This window comes from Aeromonas sp. 30P, assembly GCF_051919805.1.
In the GTDB taxonomy this organism is placed as follows: domain Bacteria; phylum Pseudomonadota; class Gammaproteobacteria; order Enterobacterales; family Aeromonadaceae; genus Aeromonas; species Aeromonas veronii.
In genome coordinates this window covers 2,934,282-2,951,062 of sequence record NZ_JBQBEA010000001.1, presented here as the reverse complement: position 1 = coordinate 2,951,062, position 16,781 = coordinate 2,934,282, and the positions used below count along the sequence as shown (strand labels likewise).

The 16,781-nt window shown below is 61.5% G+C and carries 19 protein-coding genes; 12 read left to right on the top strand and 7 right to left on the bottom strand.

What is annotated here, in order from left to right; all coding sequences use genetic code 11:
* Nucleotides 1–23 precede the first annotated feature (23 nt).
* Both ACTG2B_RS13650 and ACTG2B_RS13645 read left to right on the top strand, forming a co-directional pair.
* Nucleotides 24–662 carry a tellurite resistance TerB family protein gene (locus tag ACTG2B_RS13650; protein WP_108542189.1) on the top strand — a complete coding sequence of 213 codons (639 nt, stop codon included), beginning with the start codon at nt 24–26 and terminating at the stop codon, nt 660–662.
* 153 nt (nt 663–815) lie between these two features.
* Nucleotides 816–1,274 (top strand): N-acetyltransferase family protein, encoded by a 459-nt coding sequence (locus ACTG2B_RS13645; RefSeq protein WP_439996094.1) that lies wholly within the window; start codon nt 816–818, stop codon nt 1,272–1,274.
* Between the two features lie 91 nt (nt 1,275–1,365).
* On the opposite strand, the gene ACTG2B_RS13640 is transcribed toward ACTG2B_RS13645, so the two are convergent.
* Nucleotides 1,366–2,781 (bottom strand): PLP-dependent aminotransferase family protein, encoded by a 1,416-nt coding sequence (locus ACTG2B_RS13640; RefSeq protein ID WP_439996093.1) that lies wholly within the window; start codon nt 2,779–2,781, stop codon nt 1,366–1,368.
* A gap of 122 nt (nt 2,782–2,903) precedes the next feature.
* Here ACTG2B_RS13640 and ACTG2B_RS13635 point away from each other — a divergent pair, with 122 nt between their 5' ends.
* The 8 genes from ACTG2B_RS13635 to ACTG2B_RS13600 all read left to right on the top strand — a co-directional run bounded on the left by ACTG2B_RS13635 (nt 2,904) and on the right by ACTG2B_RS13600 (nt 9,400).
* On the top strand, nt 2,904–4,475 hold the full coding sequence (locus tag ACTG2B_RS13635) for a cytochrome ubiquinol oxidase subunit I (protein ID WP_439996091.1): 1,572 nt from the start codon (nt 2,904–2,906) through the stop codon (nt 4,473–4,475).
* Nucleotides 4,475–5,614: a cytochrome d ubiquinol oxidase subunit II gene (gene cydB / locus ACTG2B_RS13630; protein ID WP_106843987.1), complete on the top strand. Its 1,140-nt coding sequence runs from the start codon at nt 4,475–4,477 to the stop codon at nt 5,612–5,614. Before ACTG2B_RS13635 ends, cydB begins: the two co-directional genes overlap by 1 nt.
* Before the next feature lie 16 nt (nt 5,615–5,630).
* A complete protein-coding gene (cydX, locus tag ACTG2B_RS13625) occupies nt 5,631–5,741 on the top strand; it encodes a cytochrome bd-I oxidase subunit CydX (protein WP_005337572.1) in 111 nt (36 codons plus the stop codon).
* Between the two features lie 140 nt (nt 5,742–5,881).
* Nucleotides 5,882–6,841 carry an MBL fold metallo-hydrolase gene (locus ACTG2B_RS13620; RefSeq protein ID WP_042081514.1) on the top strand — a complete coding sequence of 320 codons (960 nt, stop codon included), beginning with the start codon at nt 5,882–5,884 and terminating at the stop codon, nt 6,839–6,841.
* Nucleotides 6,834–7,163 carry a hypothetical protein gene (locus ACTG2B_RS13615; RefSeq protein WP_005337569.1) on the top strand — a complete coding sequence of 110 codons (330 nt, stop codon included), beginning with the start codon at nt 6,834–6,836 and terminating at the stop codon, nt 7,161–7,163. Before ACTG2B_RS13620 ends, ACTG2B_RS13615 begins: the two co-directional genes overlap by 8 nt.
* A complete protein-coding gene (locus tag ACTG2B_RS13610; RefSeq protein ID WP_368150217.1) occupies nt 7,151–8,008 on the top strand; it encodes a DUF692 domain-containing protein in 858 nt (285 codons plus the stop codon). Before ACTG2B_RS13615 ends, ACTG2B_RS13610 begins: the two co-directional genes overlap by 13 nt.
* Nucleotides 8,001–8,795: an HvfC/BufC family peptide modification chaperone gene (locus ACTG2B_RS13605; protein WP_439996089.1), complete on the top strand. Its 795-nt coding sequence runs from the start codon at nt 8,001–8,003 to the stop codon at nt 8,793–8,795. Before ACTG2B_RS13610 ends, ACTG2B_RS13605 begins: the two co-directional genes overlap by 8 nt.
* Nucleotides 8,792–9,400, top strand: a complete 609-nt coding sequence (locus tag ACTG2B_RS13600) for an HvfX family Cu-binding RiPP maturation protein (protein ID WP_088869289.1) — start codon at nt 8,792–8,794, stop codon at nt 9,398–9,400. The genes ACTG2B_RS13605 and ACTG2B_RS13600 overlap by 4 nt, the downstream gene beginning before the upstream one ends.
* Nucleotides 9,401–9,515: 115 nt before the next feature.
* Here ACTG2B_RS13600 and ACTG2B_RS13595 read toward each other — a convergent pair whose 3' ends face one another.
* Together ACTG2B_RS13595 and ACTG2B_RS13590 are read right to left on the bottom strand one after the other, a co-directional pair.
* The gene (locus ACTG2B_RS13595; protein WP_005359664.1) at nt 9,516–10,187 is read right to left on the bottom strand and encodes an NAD(P)H-dependent oxidoreductase; all 672 of its coding nucleotides are present in this window, start codon (nt 10,185–10,187) and stop codon (nt 9,516–9,518) included.
* 155 nt (nt 10,188–10,342) lie between these two features.
* Entirely contained in the window at nt 10,343–11,521 is a 1,179-nt protein-coding gene (locus tag ACTG2B_RS13590) for an MFS transporter (RefSeq protein WP_439996087.1), read from the bottom strand.
* A 357-nt stretch (nt 11,522–11,878) separates the two neighbouring features.
* On the opposite strand from ACTG2B_RS13590, the gene ACTG2B_RS13585 reads away from it, so the two are divergent.
* Nucleotides 11,879–12,886, top strand: a complete 1,008-nt coding sequence (locus ACTG2B_RS13585; protein ID WP_439996085.1) for an HAD family hydrolase — start codon at nt 11,879–11,881, stop codon at nt 12,884–12,886.
* Nucleotides 12,887–13,047: 161 nt separating this feature from the next.
* Here ACTG2B_RS13585 and dkgB read toward each other — a convergent pair whose 3' ends face one another.
* The 3 genes from dkgB to ACTG2B_RS13570 form a co-directional block, all read right to left on the bottom strand.
* Nucleotides 13,048–13,851 carry a 2,5-didehydrogluconate reductase DkgB gene (dkgB, locus tag ACTG2B_RS13580; protein ID WP_043825702.1) on the bottom strand — a complete coding sequence of 268 codons (804 nt, stop codon included), beginning with the start codon at nt 13,849–13,851 and terminating at the stop codon, nt 13,048–13,050.
* A gap of 65 nt (nt 13,852–13,916) precedes the next feature.
* Nucleotides 13,917–14,213, bottom strand: coding sequence for a putative quinol monooxygenase (locus tag ACTG2B_RS13575; protein ID WP_043825703.1), 297 nt, complete (start codon nt 14,211–14,213; stop codon nt 13,917–13,919).
* Nucleotides 14,214–14,827: 614 nt separating this feature from the next.
* Nucleotides 14,828–15,232, bottom strand: a complete 405-nt coding sequence (locus ACTG2B_RS13570) for a DUF6404 family protein (protein ID WP_201990356.1) — start codon at nt 15,230–15,232, stop codon at nt 14,828–14,830.
* A 191-nt stretch (nt 15,233–15,423) separates the two neighbouring features.
* On the opposite strand from ACTG2B_RS13570, the gene ACTG2B_RS13565 reads away from it, so the two are divergent.
* Nucleotides 15,424–16,326, top strand: coding sequence for a LysR substrate-binding domain-containing protein (locus ACTG2B_RS13565; protein ID WP_005359673.1), 903 nt, complete (start codon nt 15,424–15,426; stop codon nt 16,324–16,326).
* A gap of 171 nt (nt 16,327–16,497) precedes the next feature.
* Here the strand turns inward: ACTG2B_RS13565 and ACTG2B_RS13560 are convergent, their stop codons facing one another.
* A complete protein-coding gene (locus ACTG2B_RS13560) occupies nt 16,498–16,731 on the bottom strand; it encodes a hypothetical protein (RefSeq protein WP_019446771.1) in 234 nt (77 codons plus the stop codon).
* Nucleotides 16,732–16,781 lie beyond the last annotated feature (50 nt).

Genomic DNA, 16,781 nt, shown 5'->3' with positions numbered 1-16,781 from the left:
AACATAGCCGCAGGAGTGACACCATGAAACAGATGCTGGAACAGTTGCTGGGGGCTGGCAAAGGCTGGCTCAACGAAGGCGGAGACAAGCGCAAGGGGCAGATGCAGGGAGCGCTGGCCGGCGGCGCGCTCGGTCTGCTGCTGGGCAATAAAAAAGTGCGCAAATATGGTGGCAAGGCCGCTGCCGTGGGCGGCGCCGCAGCCCTTGGCGGGCTGGCCTACAAGCTCTATCAGGATTGGCAGGCCCAGCAGGCGGCACCGGCCCAGCCTACCCATCCCATCAGCGGGCTGGAAGGCAATGCGCTGGATGCCCGCGCGGCCCTCTTGGTGCGCGCCATGGTGGCGGCAGCCCGGGCCGATGGCCATATCGACGGCGCCGAGCGCCAGAAGATTCAGGAGTACCTGACCGAACAGGGCCAGAGCGATGCGGCCCGCTGGATTGACGCCGAGCTGGCCCGCCCCCTCGATCCCCACGCGCTGGCGCGGGAAGTGACCGACATGGAGCTGGCCACCGAGGTCTATCTCGCCTCCCTGCTCGCCATCGAGGTGGATCACTTTATGGAGCGCGGTTATCTCGACGAGCTGGCGCGCGCCCTCAAACTCGATGACAACCTCAAAGGGAGCATCGAGCGGCAGGTGGCCCAGCTTAATGCCCCCGCCTGATACCCTCACCGCCATGGATTGCCGATAACGCCCCGCTCAAGGGGCGTTGTTGTTTCTGCTGCCCGCCAAAAGATGCGGATGAGCCTATTTGGATTGCGGGATACAGCCCCTAAGATGGAGCAGGACCATCACCATTTTTGCAAGGAGCAACTGTTGGAGATACGCAAGGCAAGCGAACTGGATATAGACGCCATTGTCGAGCTGAACCGGCAGATAGGAGAGATCCACCATCAGCACTATCCCGAAGTGTTCTGCCCCCCTTCGCCAGAGGAGCGGGCATTTTTGCTCGATGCCATTGCCGCAGAAGGGCGTCTGTTCTGCGTTGCCGAGCAGGATGGCAGGGTGGTGGGCTTTTTGACGGCGCGGATCGGCATCAATGAGAGCGTGCCGTTTCTCACCCGTGCGCCGATTTGCCGCATCGGCTCGGTGGTGGTGGATGAGTTGCACCGCTCTCGCGGGATTGGCAAGGCGCTGATCGCCCATTGCGATGAGTGGGCCAAGGCCCGTGATGCTCAGCAAATCCGGCTGGAGGTGATGGCCTTCAACGAGCGCGCCAAAGCCCTCTACGAGGCGCTGGGGTTCAAGGTGCAGTCGCAGATCATGGCCAGATGATCAGTTTTTGATGGCAAGACAAGGCGCGTCCCCCCAACTACACAGGGCCGTTACGGGCCTTTGTTCGTTTCGTCAGCGGCTCTTTGCCTCGTTACTTTTCACCGAGTTGTGCGGCAATCAGTGCGGCCAGCCGGGTGAGGGCCTGCTCCAGCTGTTCGCTCCAGGGATGGGAGCTGTTGAGGCGCAGGCAGTGGTTGTGTTGCCCCTGACTGGAAAAGAGCGCGCCGGGGGCTACTGAAAAACCGTTGCCCAGAGCCTTGGCGTGCAGGGCGCGGCTGTCGAAATGGGCAGGCAGCGCCAGCCAGAGAAAGTAGCCGCCATCGGGGGAGGAGATCCGCACCTCGTCCGGCAACAGCCGTTGCAGGGCCGCCCGCATCTGCTGCTGGCGCTGGGCCAGGGTGTGGCGCAGGCGGCGAAAGTGGGCATCGACCCCGCCCTGGCGCAGCATCTCGGCCAGCGCCAGCTGGCTCGGCACATTGGTGGAGAGGGTGGACATCAGTTGCAGCCGCTGTACCCGCTCGGCATGGGGCCCCGCCACCACCCAGCCGACCCGAAAGCCCGGCGCCAGACACTTGGAAAAGGAGCTGCAGAGCAGGCTGTCGCCACGCTGATCCCAGTGGCGGATCGGCTTGGGACGCTCGCGGCCGAAGTAGACCTCCGCATAGACGTCATCCTCCACCAGCGGCACCCCGTGGCTGTTGAGCAGCGCCATCAGCCTCTGTTTGTGGCCATCCGGCATGGTGTGACCCAGCGGATGCTGCACATTGCCCATCAGCCAGCACGCCTTGATCGGCATCTGGCTGAGGGCGTCTTCCAATAGCGCCAGGTCGATGCCCACCCCCGGGATCACCGGGATCTCCACCGCTTTGAGTTTCAGCCGCTCGATGGTCTGCAGGGCGCCATAGAAGGTGGGGGACTCCACCACCACCCAGTCACCGGGCTCGGTCAGCACCTGCAGGCTGAGGGAGAGCGCCTCCATGGCGCCGGTGGTGATGATGATCTCCTGCGGATTGACCGCTACCCCGTCGCTGGCGTAGCGCTGGGCGATGGCGCGGCGCAGCGCTTCGTTGCCGGGGGGCAGGTCGGCCACCGTGCTGAAGGGATCGAGCTTGCGCATGCAGCTGGCCAGGGCCCGCCCGAGCTGGGGATGGGGGAACAGAGTCGGGTCTGCTACCGACATGCCAAGGGGCACCAGATCCCGCGATTTACTCGCCTGCAACACCTCGAACACCAGATCGTTGATATCCACCGAGCCGCTGTAGTGAGTCTGGCTCGGGGTGTGCTGCACGAGCTGTGGTGAGGCGGCTTTGACGTAGTAGCCGGACTGGGGGCGGGCGAGGATCCGCCCCTGACTTTCGAGCAGTTGATAGGCCTGCAACACCGTCATGGGGCTGAGCCCGTGGGTCTTGCAGCTCTGGCGAATGGAGGGGATGCGCTCCCCCGGTTGCCAGATGCCATCGTCGATCTGGCTTTGCAGGCGGTCGGCCAACTGCTGGTAAAGGGACATGATCTGGATCAACTGTTATAGGTGTAATTCAATATAACTGCATCTGTTATAGGTGTCATGCTCCGTGATGTACTTGTCACGCACGAAACGTGCAAGGCAAATACAACAAAAGAGAGTGACGCATGATCAATCCGGATGACGTGGTCAGCCTGTCTCGCCTGCAATTTGGCGCCACGGCCCTGTTCCACTTCCTGTTTGTGCCCCTCACGCTGGGGCTGTCCTGGATCCTGGTGATCGCCGAGTCGGCTTATGTGATGACCGGCAAGGTGATCTATCAGGACATCACCCGCTTCTGGGGCAAACTGTTTGGCATCAACTTCGTCATGGGGGTCACCACGGGGATCACCATGGAGTTTCAGTTCGGCACCAACTGGGCTTACTACTCCCACTATGTGGGGGACATCTTCGGTACCCCGCTGGCCATCGAGGGGCTGATGGCCTTCTTCCTCGAATCGACCCTGGTGGGGCTCTTCTTCTTCGGCTGGGACAAGCTCTCTCGCGGCAAGCACCTGCTGGTGACCATGCTGGTGGCGCTCGGATCCAATCTCTCCGCGCTCTGGATCCTGATCGGCAACGGCTGGATGCAAAACCCGGTGGGGGCCGAGTTCAACCTGCTGACCCAGCGCATGGAGCTGGTGGATATCGCCGCCGTGCTGTTCAACCCGGTGGCGCAGGTGAAGTTCGTTCACACCGTCGCGGCGGGCTATGTGGCGGCCTCCATGTTCGTGATGGGGGTGAGCAGCTGGTATCTGCTGCGCAAGACGGAAGTGCAGTTCGCCCTGCGCTCCTTCGCCATTGCCTCCGGCTTCGGGCTGGCCGCCATCCTCTCGGTCATTGTGCTCGGGGATGAGTCGGGCTATCGCACCGGCGAGGTGCAGAAGGTCAAGCTCGCCGCCATCGAGGCGGAGTGGGAGACCGAGCCAGCACCAGCCTCCTTTACCCTGTTCGGCTTCCCGGATCAGCAGGCGCAGACCACCCACGCCGCCATCAAGATCCCGTATCTGATGGGGATCATCGCCACCCGCTCCATCGACGAGGCGGTGACCGGCCTCAAGGATATCAAGGTGCAGAACGAGGCGCGCATTCGCAGCGGCATGGTGGCGGCTGAGGCCCTCGACCAGATCCGGCAGGGCGCTGATACACCTGCCAACCGCGCCCGCTTCGAGCAGCACGGCAAGGATCTTGGTTACGGCATGCTCCTGACCCCCTATGCCAGCAATATCGCCAAGGCCGGTGAGGCGGAGATTGCCAAAGCGGTCGATGACTCCATCCCGCCGGTGGCGCCGCTCTTCTGGGGCTTTCGGGTGATGGTGGGGCTCGGTGTCACCATGCTGGGGCTGATGGTGGTGAGCTTTGTTCAGCTCTGCCGCAACCGGCTGCAAGACTCGCCACGACTGCTCAAGACCCTGCTCTGGAGCATTCCGCTGCCCTGGATTGCCATCGAGGCGGGCTGGCTGGTGGCCGAGCTCGGTCGTCAACCCTGGACCATCAGCGATGTGCTGCCGGTCTCGGCCTCGGTCTCTTTGCTTCAGCCGGGCCAACTCTGGTTCAGCCTGATCGCCATCTGTTCCATCTACACCCTGTTGCTGGTGGTGGAGCTGTTCCTGTTGCGCCATGTGATCCTCAAGGGGCCCGCCATTCTCCATACCGGCCGCTACAGCGGTGAACAACCCGAACTTGCGAGGATCGCCTGATGGATTACGCAACCCTGAAACTCATCTGGTGGGCGCTGGTGCTCTTCATGATGGTCGGTTTTATCGTGATGGATGGCTTCGATCTCGGCATCGCCATGCTGCTGCCGGTGGTGTCGAAAGATGACGACGACCGCCGTCTGGTGATCAACAGCGTGGGGCCGGTGTGGGAGGGCAATCAGGTGTGGCTGATTGCCGGTGCCGGTGCCCTGTTCGCCGCCTGGCCGCTGGTTTATGCCGCCGCCTTCTCGGGGCTTTACATCCCCATGGTGGTGCTGCTGCTCGGGCTATTTTTGCGTCCGGTCGGCTTTGACTATCGCAGCAAGCTGGCCGATCCGGTTTGGCGCCGCTGGTGGGATCGGGCACTGGTGGCCGGTGGCCTGATACCGGCGCTCATCCTCGGTGCGGCTATCGGTCTGGTGATGGAGGGGCTGCCGTTTCGCTTCGACACGGCGCTGCGTCTGCACTATGGCGCGTTCGACTTCCACTGGGGCTGGCTACTCTCGGTGCTGGCCACCGCCATCAGCCTGTTGCTGCTGCACGGCGCCGGTTTTCTGCAAGCCAAGGTGACCGGCACCCCTGCGCTGCGCGCACGGGGGATCGCCATCCTGCTGGCCCCGCTGGTGAGCCTCTGCTACCTGCTGGCCGGCTGGCATCTGGTGGATCTGCAAGGGTTTCAGCTGACCGGTGTCGGCACACAACCCTTTGACCCGAATGCTGCCATCAGCCCGCTGATGAAGGGGGTGATCCCCCATGCCGGTGGCTGGCTGCGCAACTATTTTGACTATCCGCTGCTGTGGTTGGTGCCGATCATCGGGACGCTGGCGCCGCTGGTGAGCGGGATTGCCTCCTGGCTGGAGCGGGGCCGGATTGCGCTGCTGGCCAGCGCTATTGCCTGCGCCGCCATGCTCTGCTCGGTGGCCATCGCCCTGTTCCCCTTCGTGCTGCCCTCATCCCTCGATGCGGTCAGCAGCCTGACCCTGTGGGACAGCACCTCCAGTTACAAGACCCTGGCCATCATGTTCGGCCTCGTGCTGGTGCTGATGCCGGTCAACCTGGGCTACACCGGCTGGGTCTATCGGGTGGTGCGCGGCAAGCTCGACCGTGCCCGCATCAAGCGCGACAGCCATCAACTCTACTGACCTCAAGGGATCTGCTATGTGGTACTTCACCTGGATTTTGGGTCTCGGATTCGCCCTGCTGCTGGGCCTGTGCAACCTGCTCTGGCTGGAAGCGCGCTGGCAGGCGGACGAACGGGACGGTAACTGACGGCGGGGGCTCGCGCCCCGCCATGGCCGGTGGCTGGCGTTCACTCGTCGCCATCGGCCCCTCTCTCCCCCTCTTTAAACGACACAAACGACACACTTTCAACCGACAACCAACCGACAACCAACCGACAGGTAATTGTGATGAAACAGAGATTGAAAGCGGTGGCGCTGGCCATCGGGTGCGCGCTCACCGTCGCCCCGGCCTGTGCCGAACCGGTACAACTGACGCCACTGGATAAAACCTTCACCCTGCAGGTGCTCGGCAGTGGTGGCCCCATCTCCGACGACCTGCGTGCCTCCTCCAGCGAGGTGATCTGGTGGAAGGGGAAATCCCGCATCCTGATCGATGCCGGGGGCGGCGTCTACCTGCGCTTCGGTCAGGCGGGGGCCAAGCTCGAAGAGGTCGATTTTATCGGCATCACCCACTTCCACACCGACCATGTGACCGACCTGCCCGCCCTGCTCAAGGGGGCCTATTTCTTCGAACGCAGCGATCCGCTGGATCTGGCGGGGCCAGAGGCCGGTTCGGCCTTCCCCAGCATGAGCGGCTACTTTGATGCCCTCTTCAACAAGGACAAGGGCGCTTATGCCTACCTGAGCGGTTTCAAGGATGGCACCGATGGCCTCTTCCCCATCACCTTGCACGATGTGCCCTACCAGAGCCCGCAGCCTCACACCGTCTATCAGCAGGATGGGCTGACCATCACCGCGCTCGGCATCCCTCACGGTGACGTGCCCTGTCTGGCCTATCGCATCGAGAGCGCCGAGGGGACCATCGTTATCTCGGCGGATCAGAACGGCAGCAACCCGGCCTTTGTGCCGTTTGCCAAGGGGGCCGACATTCTGGTGATGCCGCTCGCCATCCACGAAGGGGCCGACCCGGTCTCCGCCTCGCTCCATGCCAAGCCGTCGGTGGTGGCCAAAATTGCCGCCGAGGTGAACCCCAAGCTGCTGGTGCTCAACCACTGGATGGGGGTTGGCCTCAATCACAAGAAAGAGGCGATGGCCATCGTCAAACAGCAGTTCCACGGCCAGATCGTGGCCGCCCGCGATCTCTCCAGCTACCCCGTTTCATCCGTCAAGGAGTCCGCCCATGAGTAACTCAAGCAGCAACAAAACCACCGGCAAACTGACTCTCTCCATCGCCATGACCAGCCTGATTGCCCTGACTCCGGGGCTGGCGCTGGCGGCCACCCCGAGCGATGCGCCGGTGAAAGCCGCCCCCAGCGAACAGCACGGCGGCAAGTGTGCGGCGGGCAAGTGCGGCACCGAGAAGCGCTTCGAGAAGCAGGCCCTCGACAGTGATCCGCAGGGGCGGCTGGTGCGCGCTCGCGATGGCAAGTGTGGCGTGGCGGGCGAGGGGATTGATGGCAATACATCCAGCAAGGGCAGCAAGATGACGGAGGGGGTATGCGGCCAATAAGCTCCCGCAGTCGGGGGATCGGGCTGCGTCAGGAGCATCTGGATGCGCTCTGCGCCGGCCCCGTCCGCCCCGGCATCGACTTTCTCGAGCTGGCACCGGAGAACTGGATGGCTATAGGCGGAGCCAAGCGGGCGCAGCTGCATCAGCTGGCCGAGCGTTACCCGCTGGTGGCCCACGGCCTCAGCCTCTCCCTCGGCGATTGTCAGCCCCTCAACCGCACCCTGCTCAGCCAGATCCGCACCTTTCTGGATGAGTTCGGTATCGGGATCTACAGCGAGCACCTGAGCTTTTCCCGCGACCAACAGGGTTATCTCTACGAACTGCTACCGGTGCCGCGCCAGTGGGAGAACATCCCCTATCTGGCCGAGCGGATCGCGCAGGTGCAGGAGGCGCTGGCCCGCCCGCTGGTGCTGGAAAATATCTCCTACTACCACGGCTATGACTACGAGATGCCGGAGGAGGATTTTCTCGCCGAGCTGGTGGCGCGCAGCGGTTGCGAGCTGCTGCTCGATATCAACAACGTCTTTGTGAACAGCCGCAACCACGGTTACTGCCCCAAGCGGATGATTGCCGGGCTGCCGGGCACTGCTATCCGTTACTTCCATATCGCCGGTCATCTGGAAGAGGCGGATGGCACCTTGCTGGATACCCATGGTCGTCCGGTCTGTGAGGAGGTGGTGGCGCTGGCCCGTTATACGGTGCAGACCCACGGCCTGCGTCCCTTGTTGCTGGAGCGGGATCACCATCTGCCGCCGCTGGCAGAGCTGGAGGCCGAGCTGGCGCGGGTGCACGGCGCTTGTTGCGAGGCGATCGACAGTCAGGTGCGGGAGGTGCGCTATGGATAGACGGTTATCTCTTATCAGCACGTCCAAAACGGCGCCGCAGCGAATGCAGCAGCAGACCGCCTGGCTGGCGAGCCGGGTGCGGCTGCCGCAGGATGGCATCGCCAGCCACTATGCCCGCAGCGTGCGCGCCAATGTGGAGTCGGTGCTGGAGAGCGCTTTTCCGCTCACCCACGCTCACTGGGCGCCGGTGGACAGAGGGCAGCTGGTGGAGGGCTTTGTTATCGCGCACGGCGCCGAGGCCCCCGAGTTTCACCATATCGCCACCGAGTTTGTCCGCTATGTGCAGCATCGCCACGGAGAGGGTTCCCTCAACTGGCCCAGGCAGCGGCTGGCGCTGCTGGAGTATGAGTGGGCCTGCCTCTGTGTCGAGATTGACCAAGGGGTGGTGCCGCAAGTGTTGCCGGGGGAGGAGGTGACGGCGGAGAGTTCGCTAGTGCTCAACCCTACCCTGCAACTGCTAGAGCTCCCCTTTGCCATTCGTCGCAGCGGCGTGGTGCCGACCCGGCAGGGCAACCACTTCTATGGCCTGTTTCGCAGCCCGGATCATCAGGTGGTGACCCAGCGGCTGCGCGAATGGGATGTGGCGCTGATCCAGCTACTGCAACAGCAGCCGGGGATCACCCAAGCCGCGTTCCAGCAACAGGTGCAACAGGTTCGCAGCGATTTTGATCTGACCGAATGGGCACGCCATTTTTACCGGCTGGGTCTGCTGATCTTGTCCGTTGGCGAGCGCCAGTCTGGCGCGCCCTTGCCCCCATTTAGCAAACACCAAGGAGAATTCCCATGAACAACACCCTGATCCAGTGGTACGAGCGGGCGGTAGCCCAGTGCAAGCGGCTCGATTTTCTGGCCCTGCTGGCCATTCGCCTCTATCTCATTCCGGTCATCTATGTGGGGGCCCACTCCAAGGTGGTGGGCTTTGCCGGCACCGTCGCCTGGTTTGGCGCCCCGGTCTCGGAAGGGGGGCTCAACTTGCCGTTCCCGACCCTGCTCGCCTTTCTGGCGGCGGGCACCGAGGTGCTGGGCTGCATCTGTATCGCCCTTGGCCTCTTTACCCGCATCATGGCCATTCCCACCATCTTCCTGATGAGTGTGGCGAGCGCCATGGTGCACTGGAAGCACGGCTGGGACGCCATCGCCACCGGCAGCATGGAGGCCACCTTGCGCCTCAACGGCTTTATCGAGTGGCTGGCTGCCAACTTCCCCGGTCGCTACAACTACATCACCGAGCTCGGGGATCCCGTGATGCTCAACAACGGGATGGAGTTTGCCGCCACCTACTTCGTGATGCTGCTGGTGCTGCTGGTTTACGGCGGGGGCCGCTACGTCAGCCTCGACTACTGGCTCAAGCGGGCGGTGACCGGCAAAGCAGGTGTACAACAGGCGGCATAAGGCTTGCCCACGGATAACAAAAACCATAACGACAGAGCGTGAAAAACAGCGAGCGGCCGGGTGCCGCTCGTTGTGTTTGTGCTTTATGGGGTGGGAATGTCAGCTGCGTCAGCCGTTACTGGTAGCGGCCGACTGCGATGGGGGACTCCTGCTCAATCTGGCCAAGGCGTTCGGCCCACTGGGCGAGCCAGGCTTCCCGCTCTTCTTGCGAGACCCGCACCGGGGCATAGCAGATATGGGGGCGCAGCACGTCGAAGCCGACAAATTGCAGGATCCCGCGCTGGATGGGGCGCAGCACCCCGTCGATATCGCCGTTGAAGCCGTCGGGCAAATAGGTCTCGGCGGGGCCGCCGGTGGTGAGGCTCAGCAACGCCCGCTTGCCGCGAAACTTGCCGCTCTCGTAGATATGGCCCTGACCATAAACCCGCCCCATGGCAAAGACCCGATCCACCCACCCCTTGAGAATGGCGGGCAGGCCAAACCACCAGAGCGGGAACTGGAAGATCAGCAGATCGGCCGCCTCCAGCTTTTGCATCTCCTGCTCCAGCTGCGGGGCAAAGCTGCCCTGCTCGGTGGCAGCCAGCTCTTCGAGTTGCAGCTTGAGGAAATCGGGATCGCTGGCGGCAGTGAAGTTGCGCCGATCCGAGACAGGATCAAAGCCCATGGCATAGAGATCGCTGGTCATCACTGTGTGGCCCGCCTGCTCCAGCGCCCTGATGGCGTGGCAGAAGAGGGCACCGTTGAAGCTTTTGGGTTCGGGATGGGCATAGACAATAAGCACCTTCATAACAGACTCCGTGGCAAATGATCCGAGGGTGACTGGCTTGGTTGCTGAAACAGTTGCTGAAATGGTTGCCGGGTTAACGCTGTGTCACAGCATAGAAGCCTGCCGCGCCGATTGCAGCAGGCGCCACGCCCTTGCGTGACGCCTGCTGGCGCAGCTTATGCCTGACAGGCAGCGAGCCGGAGGGCTTCGCGGCGCTCGCTGATATGGGTCAGCCCGTAGGCCAGCAGCACGATAAGGGCGCCGATCCAGGGGGTGTGCATCAGGCCGAGGTGTTCCACCACAAAACCACCGACCACGGAGCCGAGCGCAATGCCGACGTTGAAGGCGGCAATATTGAGGCCCGATGCCACATCCACCGCCTTGGGGGTGTGCAGTTCGGCTTGTTTCACCACCAGCACCTGCAGACCCGGCACGTTGCCGAAGGCAAAGGCGCCCCACACCAGCACGGTCAGCACGGCCAGCACCGGATGGGGGGCGGTGAAGGTGAGGGCCAGCAGCACCAGCGCCAGACCGGCAAACAGCAGCTTGAGCGCCGGCAGGGGACCCATCTTGTCGGCCAGCTTGCCACCACAGATATTGCCGATGGCGACCGATACCCCGTACACCAGCAGGATCAGGCTCACCGCACCGGCGCTAAAGCCGCTCACCTGCTGCAGGATGGGGGCGAGGAAGGTGAAAGCGGTGAAGGCGCCGCCATAACCGAGGGCGGTCTTGGCGTAGACCAGCAGCAGCGGCTTCTTGGTCAGTACCGAGAGCTGTTCGCGTATGGTCGAGGCTGCCCCCTTGGGCAGGTTGCTCGGGATCAGCAGCAGGCTACCCACCATGGCGACCAGGCCCAGCAGGCTTACCACCAGAAAGGTTTCGCGCCAGCCAAAGACCTGACCAATCCAGGTACCGAGCGGTACGCCGGTCACCAGCGCCACGGTAAGACCGCTGAACATGATGGCGATGGCGCTAGCCGCCTTCTCTTTGGCCACCAAGCCGGTGGCAATGGTGCTGCCCACCGAGAAGAAGACCCCGTGCGCCAATCCGGTCAGGATACGGGCCACGATCAGGCTCTCGTAACTCGGGGCCTGCCAGGCCAGCAGGTTGCCGGCGGTAAAGAGTGCCATCAGCCCAACCAGCAACCACTTGCGCTGCACCTTGCCGGTGAGTGCCGTAAGCACGGGGGCGCCGATGGCCACGCCAAGGGCATAGAGGCTGACCAACAGGCCCGCCGAGGGGAGCGAGACATTGAGCTGCTCGGCGATGGTGGGGATGAGCCCCACGATCACAAATTCGGTGGTGCCGATCGCAAAGGCACTTAAGGTAAGGGCAAATAACGCCAGTGGCATAACAACTCCTTGGTTAGGGACTCCCGACGGGAGAATGGCGCCAGTATGCCGATGGGTTTTGTTGGCAAAAATGACGGTGACATCAAATTACTTTTGCCAAATCAGCAGCAATGGCGATGAGTGGGAGGGGGTTGTGTTGCCCGCGGCGTGAGCGCAACGCAGTGATCTGCCTCGCAGAACGGGATGAACGCTGCTCCTTTTCTGAGCTTGCTTAAGCTCCAGTACAAGCTGGCCGCCATAGGATTTTCCCTGTGAAACCCTCGTGTGTTGAACCCATGTGCGCCGCCGGTGTTGTGATGGCCGTGCGCTTTCATCTACAGGCAATAGACAGGCAATATCCAGCTGACAGGTAACATGATGACCTTGAATCGACTCTCCTCTCTTTTGCTGCTGTGCGGCGCCTTTGCGGTACAGGCTGGCCAGAGCGATCCCCTCTCTGCCTGGAATGACACGGCAGCAAAGCAGGCGATCACCCGCTGGGTAACCAATGCCACCGATCAGCAGCAGCCCACTTTTATTCCGCCAGAGAAGCGCCATGTGGTGTTTGACAATGACGGCACCCTCTGGCCGGAAGCGCCCATGACCTATCAGCTGCAGTTTGCGATGGACGAGATCAAGCGCCTGGCGCCGGAACACCCGGAGTGGAAGGCCGACCCCATCGTCGCGGCAGTGCTGAACAACGACCTCAAGGCCGTGGCCAAATCGGGGGAGAAGGGGCTCGCCAAGCTGGTGGGACTGACCCACAGCGGCATGTCCACCACCGAGTTTGCTAAGCGGGTCATTCGCTGGGTCAACAGCAGTAAGGATCCCCGTTTTGGCTGCCACTACGATCAGCTCGGGTATCTGCCGATGAAGCAGTTGCTGGGGTATCTGCGGGATAATGGCTTCCAGACCTGGATTGTCTCCGGCGGCGGCGTCGATTTTATGCGGGTGATGTCCGAGCAGATGTATGGCATCCCGCCCCAGCAGGTGATTGGCTCTTTTACCCTCGGCGAGTTTGACCTGACTGGGGAGGGCAGCGAGATCCGCAAGACCATGAACGGCGCCTATTTCGATGACAGCAAGGCGAAACCGGCCGCCATTCACCTCTTTATGGGGCAGCGTCCGGTCGGCGCCTTTGGTAACAGCGATGGCGACGTGCCCATGCTGCAATACACCTCGACCAACCCGGATTACCACACCTTCGGCCTGCTGGTGCACCACACCGATGCCAAGCGCGAATACGCCTACGACAGTCATCCGCCAGCCAGCGGCAAGCTGATCGACGGGCTGGCACAGGCAAAAGCGCGGGGCTGGGTGGTGGTCGATATGAAATCAGACTGGAATCAGGTGTTCGATCCCGCCCTTTGCCAGAACGCGCCCTGATTGCGGGGCTGTATCTGGTATCAATATGGCGACTGGACGTTCAGCAAGCGCGGCAAAGCGTGAGGCAAGAAAAGAGACAGGGAGAGCATGATGCTCTCCCTGTTTAATTTGGCTTGCTGGCGAGCCAGCCTTTCTTTCGCGTTAGTCTCACGCCTTTCGCGTCAGTCCCATGCGGGGGCAAAGTCGGGATTGGCGCAGCGCTCGCCCCGATCCAGCGTGGCGATGGCGGCCATCTCCTCGCTGCTCAAGGTGATATCGAGGGCTGCCAGATTGGCGGCCTGATTCTCCCGCTTGGTGGAGCTCGGGATCACTGCCATGTCCTGCGCCAGCAGCCAGGCCAGCGACACCTGCGCCGCCGATACCCCGTGGCGCTGGCCAATCTCCATCAGCAGCGGCTCGCTCAGCACCTTGCCATAGGCGAGCGGCATATAGGCGGTGACGGCGATACCCTGGGCTTTGCAGAACTCGACCACCTTGCGGTTTTGCAGCAAGGGATGAACTTCGATCTGCTGGTGAGCGATGGCCCCCGGCCCCAAAATCTCGATAGCCTGTTTGAGCTGGGCCACGGTGAAGTTGGAGACCCCGATCTCCCGGGTCAGGCCCCGGGCCTTGGCCTCGGCCAGCTGCTCCAGATAGACCGCCATCGGCACCTCATCCTTGGGGGAGGGCCAGTGGATCAGCGCCAGATCCAGATAGTCAGTGCCCAGTTTTTCCAGGCTCACCTCAAGGCTCGGGATCAGCTTGCCCGGGCCAAACTCGCTGGTCCACACCTTGGTGGTCAGGTAGATCTCGTGGCGAGCAACAGTGCTGCGGGTCAGCACGGCACCGACCTCGGCTTCATTGTCATAGATCTGGGCGGTATCGATATGGCGATAGCCCAGCTCCAGACCGTTGGTCAGGGTGGCAAGCAGCGGCTCGCCCTTCAGGCGGAAGGTGCCCAGACCCATGGGCGGCATATTGATCATCTTGTTCCTCAATGGGGTGGTGGTTGGCCCTTGATGGGCTAAGTGGAAAGTGGCACAGGGGTCAGTCAAGCGCCCAGTGGCTGATAGCGGCGAATGGTGCTGCTGGCAAACCAGGGCTCGGCCTTGGCGACAAATTCGGTAAAGTGGGGTTGGCCCTGATGGACGGTGAGGGCAGCTTCGCTCTCCCACACCTCGTAGAGCATCCAGCTGTGTGGATTGTCCAAGTCCTGATGCAGCTGATAGCGCTGGCAGCCCGCCTCTTGCAAGGTGGCCGCAATCAGCGGCTCAAGGGCGGCGCGAAACTGGGCGGCGAATTCGGGTTTGGCTTCAAGCTGGGCAATCACAATCACGGGTGATGACATCTGAACCTCCTTGGCAAAAACGAAGGGTCAGTATGCCTGCCGTGACTTGCAGGAAACAGGGCGCTGGTCGCAAAACAGTATTGGGGGGAGAGCAGCAATAGCAGTAGTGAGAAATTTTTATGAATGATTGTCTGAATTTGTAGTCAACACCCCTGTTTCTGCATGAGTCACCAGCTCACCTTCGCTGATTGCGCGTTCAATGGCAAACCACCTAAAACCCGCAAAGAGATATTACTGGCCCGTATGGACGCTTGATCCACTGCTTATCTCACAGTGAGGGCACAACTGTTTGATCATCTGGTGAACTACTTGATTGAACGTTCAAGCTATGGCCAATCACTACAAGGCTGCCATGATGGCCGGATGAAGCTTTTTTGCGATCACCATGCCAAGGAAAATGGAGGCAAATAGAGGGAGAGGATCCCAGCTTCGTTGATAGCTGCGCCAGTTGCCATTGTGGTGGCGGAAAAGCCTGTAGGCGAGAACCAAGAGGCCAATGGCGGTTTGGATGAGGCAGTTAATTGAAAAGCTGATAAAAAATTTAACGAAATCTGGCAAGGTGAGAGTCCGAGTCTGTGAAAGTGTGCTCTTCAGAGCCTGTATTGCACCCAGTTTCAATCGGCAGCAGGAACTTTGACCTTCTTCTCTGAGCCTTCACTGATGTGCTGGTGCTCCAACTGCTCCCATGGGGTCAATCCAAGCTGCCGGCGTTTGAGCCAGAGTCCAATTAAGGTGAAAAGACCAAATACGCCAGCGAACATGGCTGTGTTGAACAGGGCTGATAAAAGATCCCTTCCCTCTGGATGCCAGACGAATGTCCACATAATCAGACCCCATAACGGCGCAATAGAGAGGCCGGAACAGAGGAAATTGGTAAGCCAGCCCGCGTAATAAGGCGGCTTGACGGAGACGCCGAGTTTACGCAGCAATTTGAACAGCCACGGATTGTAGTGAAATTCCTTGAGGCCACTGTCAGCCAGTAGTTGATGGGCAATAGCCAGCCGTTCTTCAAACTCCATTAATGTATCCCCTTGATAATATGGTTTCATACGATTCCTCTTGATCGCATTCTACTGATTAAACAGGGTGAGAGATAGTGATTCTCTCTAGTTATTTCTCTTCGAAAAACAAGATCGTCAGTCTGAGCACGCTTGCCAATCCACAGCGGCTGCGCCTATAAAGGCCCATTACTCTTGTCCGGATAACAGCAATGAAGACCCATTCTGATGAACTGACCCTGTTTGTGGCGGTGGTGGAGGCGGGCAGTTTTCGCCAGGCGGCGGAGAACCTCGGCATGGATAACTCGGTGGTGAGCCGTGGCATCAAGCGGCTGGAGGAGAAGCTCTCCACCGTGTTGCTCAATCGCACCACCCGCCGTGTCAGCCTGACCGAGGAGGGGAGCTGGTTCTATCAGCGGGCGGTGAAGATCCTGACCGAGATGAGCGAGGCGGAGGGGCATCTGCTGATGCGCCGGGAACAACCCGAAGGGGTGTTGAGAGTCGATGCGGCTACCCCCTTTATTCTGCATCGGCTGGTGCCGATCATCGGCGAGTTTCGCCGCCGTTACCCCGCCATCGAGCTACAGCTGCACAGCTCGGAGGGCTTTATCAATCTGATGGAGCGGAGGGTGGACATGGCCATCCGCATCGGTGAGTTGACCGACTCCTCCCTGCGTGCGCTGCCCCTTGGTCGTTCGCGGTTGCGGCTGCTGGCCTCTCCTGCTTACTTGAGCGAGCGCGGCACCCCGCGCCAACCGGCAGATCTGCTGAGCGGTCACGAGCTGCTTGGATTTTTGCATCCCGATCACCTCAACCACTGGCCGCTGCTCAGTGCCGAGCAGGGGGATCGCTTTGCCATCACCCCCAGTCTGCGTGCCAGCAGCGGTGAAACTTTGCGTCAGCTGGCGCTGGCGGGGCAGGGGATTGTCTGTCTGTCAGATTTCATGACCGGGCCGGATCGGGAGAGCGGCGCGCTGGTGGAGGTGCTGGCGCGCAGCAACAGCGGCGCCTCGCGCCCCATCAATGCGGTCTTCTACTCCGATGCCCAGCGGGATATCCGACTGCGGGTCTGGCTCGATTTTCTCAAAGAGCAGCTGGGCAGCCATACCCTGTAGTTCAGGTTGGTTTGTTCGGTTTGTTTGAACGGTTCGTCGCTGCGGTTTGCTTGGCGAAGAACAAGCCGCGCCTTCGTTGCGGCCAATCAGCATTAGCCTGCCGGCAGATAAACAGACGGCCGACTTGAGGGTCGGCCGCCGGTTCGGGAAGGTGTGTGAGTTGAAGCGCAGTTAGCGGGGCAGTTTGCCCCATACCCGGCTGAGCAGGGCGCCGCCGATCACCGGCGGAATGGCCAGCAGCAGGGTCCACTGCCAGGAGAGGCCGCCGACAGTGGCGGCCAGTACGATGCAGGTGAGCACCACCAGTTGGGCCACCATCATCAGGAAGGTGCCTTCGCGGGGGGTCAGTGTCTCTTTTTGAGTGGCGACGTGGGCTACGGGCGCTTGATTGGTGGTCGGTTTCATGGCGATATCCCTCTGTTGAGTCTGATATCATTAAGCAATGGCCATTCCAC